The sequence below is a fragment of the Streptomyces coerulescens genome, assembly GCF_042657965.1.
In the GTDB taxonomy this organism is placed as follows: Bacteria; Actinomycetota; Actinomycetes; order Streptomycetales; family Streptomycetaceae; genus Streptomyces; species Streptomyces coerulescens.
Genome location: NZ_JBHSKM010000036.1, coordinates 1 through 4351 on the forward strand (window position 1 = coordinate 1; position 4351 = coordinate 4351).

5 protein-coding genes are annotated in these 4351 nt (G+C 68.9%); 2 read left to right on the plus strand and 3 right to left on the minus strand.

The features are described 5' to 3' along the window. Both ACFPQ9_RS35085 and trpS read left to right on the plus strand, forming a co-directional pair. The coding region (locus tag ACFPQ9_RS35085; protein ID WP_380862495.1) for a hypothetical protein at window positions 1-184 on the plus strand (184 nt) is incomplete at its 5' end. 421 nt (window positions 185-605) lie between these two features. Next, on the plus strand, window positions 606-1637 hold the full coding sequence (gene trpS / locus ACFPQ9_RS35090) for a tryptophan--tRNA ligase (RefSeq protein WP_380862497.1): 1032 nt from the start codon (window positions 606-608) through the stop codon (window positions 1635-1637). A gap of 43 nt (window positions 1638-1680) precedes the next feature. Here the strand turns inward: trpS and proC are convergent, their stop codons facing one another. The 3 genes from proC to ACFPQ9_RS35105 form a co-directional block, all read right to left on the minus strand. After that, window positions 1681-2496 (minus strand): pyrroline-5-carboxylate reductase, encoded by an 816-nt coding sequence (proC, locus tag ACFPQ9_RS35095; protein ID WP_380862499.1) that lies wholly within the window; start codon window positions 2494-2496, stop codon window positions 1681-1683. A 122-nt stretch (window positions 2497-2618) separates the two neighbouring features. Further along, window positions 2619-3410 (minus strand): ABC transporter permease, encoded by a 792-nt coding sequence (locus ACFPQ9_RS35100; RefSeq protein ID WP_380862501.1) that lies wholly within the window; start codon window positions 3408-3410, stop codon window positions 2619-2621. Beyond that, entirely contained in the window at window positions 3407-4228 is an 822-nt protein-coding gene (locus ACFPQ9_RS35105; protein WP_380862503.1) for an ABC transporter ATP-binding protein, read from the minus strand. The genes ACFPQ9_RS35100 and ACFPQ9_RS35105 overlap by 4 nt, the downstream gene beginning before the upstream one ends. Window positions 4229-4351 lie beyond the last annotated feature (123 nt).

A 4351-nucleotide genomic window follows, 5' to 3' on the forward strand; every position in this document is an offset into this window, starting at 1 on the left:
GTTTCCCTTCGGTCTTGCGTTTCCGACTCTATCAGATCTTTCCGATCCGATTTCCTCGGCGCTCTCCAGGTTCCCGCTCTCGCATTTCCCTTTCCGGCGGTTCCGACTTTATCAGATCCTTTCGGGCCTGACCCCCAGTCAGCGGGGCCTGTCTTCCCGGCCGTTGGGCCGTTCCGACGAGTGAGACTTTAGCGGATTCCCGGCTCCCGAGCTAATCGGGGGCTGCGCTCTGTCGAGCGCGGATTCCTCATTCCGTAAATACGCACGCCAATGAAACGACGGCAGACAGATCGACTGTCGTCGAGTAGTGGTTGGTACTTGCGGAGTGGCTGTCCGGGGACCGACCGGGGTCGGCGCTCACGTCGGACAACTCGGAGAACACTACGGACCGGCTCCGGGCGTGTCAACTTCACTCCGTGTGGCACCCCGGGGCGTACTCTGAGACGCATGACGACGCGTACGTGTACCCAGCTGTGGTGGGCCGCCTGACGGCGGCCGCGCTCACGTACGCATTCAACGGCCGCCGCCTCGGCGGCCGTTTTCGTTTCTCCTCCAGAGGGTCGGCCGGCCGGGGACGGCGGTCTCGACCAGGAGGTGGAGAAGAGATGACGCGGGTCTTCAGTGGGGTCAAGCCGACCGGGCATCTGACGCTGGGGAACTACCTGGGGGCCATGCGACGGTGGGCGACCGTCGATCAGCACCAGGCGGACGCGCTGTTCTGCATCGTCGATCTGCACGCGCTGACCGTGGACCACGATCCGGCGCGGGTGCGCAGGCTCAGTCGGCAGGCGGCGACGTTGTTGTTGGCGTCGGGGCTGGATCCGGAGTTGTGCACCGTCTTCGTGCAGAGCCATGTGGATGATCACGCGCGACTGTCGTACGTGCTGGAGTGCGTGGCCACGGACGGCGAGATGCGACGGATGATCCAGTACAAGGAGAAGGCGGCGCGGGAGCGGGTGCGGGGCGGGAGCGTGCGGCTGTCGCTGTTGACGTATCCCGTGCTGATGGCGGCGGACATCCTGGCGTACGGGACCGATGAGGTGCCGGTGGGGGACGATCAGACGCAGCATGTGGAGCTCGCGCGGGATCTCGCGGTGCGGTTCAACCAGCGGTACGGACATACGTTCGTGGTGCCTCGGGCCACGCCGCCGCGGGTCGCGGCCCGGGTCATGAACTTGCAGGATCCGGCGGCGAAGATGGGCAAGAGCGATGATTCCGGGCCGGGGATCGTCTATCTGCTCGATGAGCCGGACGTGGTGCGGAAGAAGGTCATGCGGGCCGTGACCGACAGCGGGCGGGAGGTCGTGTACGACCGGGAGGCTCGGCCGGGGCCGGCGAATCTGCTGGAGATCCTCGCGGCGTGCACGGGTGGGAACCCATCGGAGCTGAGCGGTGTATATGAATCGTACGGAGCCTTGAAGAAGGACACCGCAGAGGCCGTGGTCGAGGTCCTCAAGCCCGTACAGGACAGGCACAGGGAGCTGTGCGCGGATCCTGGTTATGTGGAGGGGGTGCTGCGGGATGGTGCGGAGCGGGCTCGGGCGATGGCTCGACCGACCGTGGATGCCGCGTATCGGGCGATCGGACTGCTGCCGGCGGCTGCGACCGCGTCGGCCGATATCGGGATGATCGTGTAACGGGGTGCGCTGGCCGCCCCCTGGGGCAGGGGGCGGCCGGGCGTCACTTGTTGTTGCTGCCGGAGGCGAGTTCGCGGCTGCGGTCGCGGGCGGCTTCGAGAGCGGCGATGAGGGCGGCTCGTACGCCGTGGTTCTCAAGTTCGCGGATGGCGTTGATGGTGGTGCCGGCGGGCGACGTGACGTTCTCACGGAGCTTGACGGGGTGTTCGCCGCTGTCGCGGAGCATCGTCGCGGCGCCGATCGCGGACTGGACGATCAGGTCGTGTGCCTTGTCCCTGGGGAGGCCGAGGAGGATGCCGGCGTCCGTCATGGCTTCGACCAGGTAGAAGAAGTACGCCGGCCCGGAGCCGGAGAGCGCGGTGCAGGCGTCCTGCTGGGACTCGGGGACACGGAGCGTCTTGCCCACGGAGCCGAAGATCTCCTCCGTGTGCACGAGGTCGGCCTCGCTGGCGTGGCTGCCGGCGGAGATGACGGACATGGCCTCGTCGACGAGGGCGGGGGTGTTCGTCATGACGCGGACGACGGGGGTGCCCGCGGCGAGGCGGGACTCGAAGAAGGAAGTGGGGATACCGGCTGCTCCGCTGATCACCAGGCGGTCGGCCGGGACGTGTGGGGCGAGCTCGTCGAGGAGGGTGCCCATGTCCTGCGGCTTGACGGTGAGGATCAGGGTGTCGGCGGTCTTGGCGGCTTCCGCGTTGGTGACCGGGGTGACTCCGTGGCGGGTGCGGAGTTCTTCGGCTCGTTCCGCGCGGCGGGCCGTCACCAGGAGGTCGGCCGGGGCCCAGCCGCCGCGGATCATTCCGCTGAGCAGGGCTTCGCCGATCTTGCCGGTGCCGAGGACTGCGACTTTCTGAGTCATGGCTGGGGTGTCCTCCGGGGGTTGCGTCGTCCGGATTCATCCTCGCACCGGGCGCCGCCTTCGGAGGTGACGTGTCCGGTGGGCGGACGGTCCGGGCGACGCCGGGCCCGGCCCCGCGAGGGTCATGCCGTCCTGCGTCGCAGGGTCGCCGCTCCCAGGCCCAGGACCAGCAGGGCGCAGCCCGCCACGATCAGGGCGTCGCGTACGAAGTTGGCCGTCATGTCGGTGTGCTTGAGCACTTCGTTCATGCCGTCGACGGCATAGGACATGGGGAGGACGTTGGAGACCGCTTCGAGGGCGGGGTGCATGTTGTCGCGGGGAGTGAACAGGCCGCAGAGGAGGAGCTGGGGGAAGATCACGGCCGGCATGAACTGGACGGCCTGGAATTCGGAGGCCGCGAAGGCCGAGACGAAGAGACCGAGTGCGGTGCCGAGCAGCGCGTCGAGCAGGGCCACCAGCAGGAGCAGCCAGGGGCTGCCGGTGACGTCCAGGCCGAGGAACCAGAGAGCGAGTCCGGTTGCCAGGGCGGACTGGATGATCGCGAGGGTGCCGAAGGCGAGGGCGTAGCCGGCGATCAGGTCGCCCTTGCCGAGGGGCATGGCGAGGAGGCGTTCGAGGGTGCCCGAGGTGCGTTCGCGCAGGGTGGCGATGGAGGTGACCAGGAACATCGTGATCAGCGGGAAGATCCCGAGGAGGGAGGCGCCGATGTTGTCGAAGGTGCGCGGGCTGCCGTCGAAGACGTAGCGCAGCAGGAACAGCATCACGCAGGGCACGAGGAGCATCAGCGCGATGGTGCGCGGGTCGTGGCGGAGCTGGCGCAGGACCCGGGCGGCGGTGGCGGTGGTGCGGGCGAGGTTCAGGGCGCCGGTGGGGACGGGCCGGAGTGCGGTGGTCGTGCTCGTCGTCGTGGTCATCGCGTGGTCTCCTTCGCGCCGGCGGCAGCGGCGACCGCCTCGTCGACCAGGTGCAGGAAGGCCGCCTCGACGGTCTCCGACCCCGTACGGGTGCGGAGGGCTTCGGGGGTGTCGTCGGCGAGGATCTGGCCCTCGCGCATGAGGAGGAGGCGGTGGCAGCGCTCGGCCTCGTCCATGACGTGGGAGGAGATGAGGAGGGTGGCGCCGCGGGAGGCGGCGATGTCGTGGAAGAGGTTCCACAGGTCACGGCGTAGGACCGGGTCGAGACCGACCGTGGGTTCGTCCAGGACGAGGAGTGCGGGGGTGCCGAGCAGGGCGACGGCTAGGGAGACGCGGCTGCGCTGGCCGCCGGAGAGGTTGCCGGCCAGGGCATCGGCGTGACTGGTGAGGTCGACATCGGCGATGGCGCGGGTGACGTTCTCGTGGCGCCGGTCGGCGGCGGCGTGGCCCGGGTCGAGGATCGCCGCGAAGTAGTCGAGATTCTGGCGGATCGTCAGGTCGTCGTAGACGGAGGGGGCTTGCGTGACGTAGCCGATGAGGGTGCGCAGGGTCGGGTGTCCTGCCGGGCGGCCGAGGACGTCGAGGGTGCCGGTGACCTTGGCCTGGGTACCGACGATCGCCCGCATGAGGGTGGTCTTGCCGCAGCCGGACGGGCCGAGCAGACCGGTGATCTGGCCGCGCGGGACGGTGAAGGCGAGGTCGCGGAGTACCTGGCGCGGGCCGCGGACGACGTTCAGGGCCTCGGCTCGGATGGCGGGGGTGTCGGGGATGTCGGGAGGGTCGGAGCGGGTGGAGTCGGTCGGCGAATAATTCATCATGCGATGAATAATGCTCCGGTGAGTCTGTGCCGTCAAGCGCTGGGATGGGCATGGGGATGGGCTGGGGGCGGGCTTGGGGATGAGTCGAGGAGGGGCGGGGAGGGGAGGGGGTGCGCCCAGGCG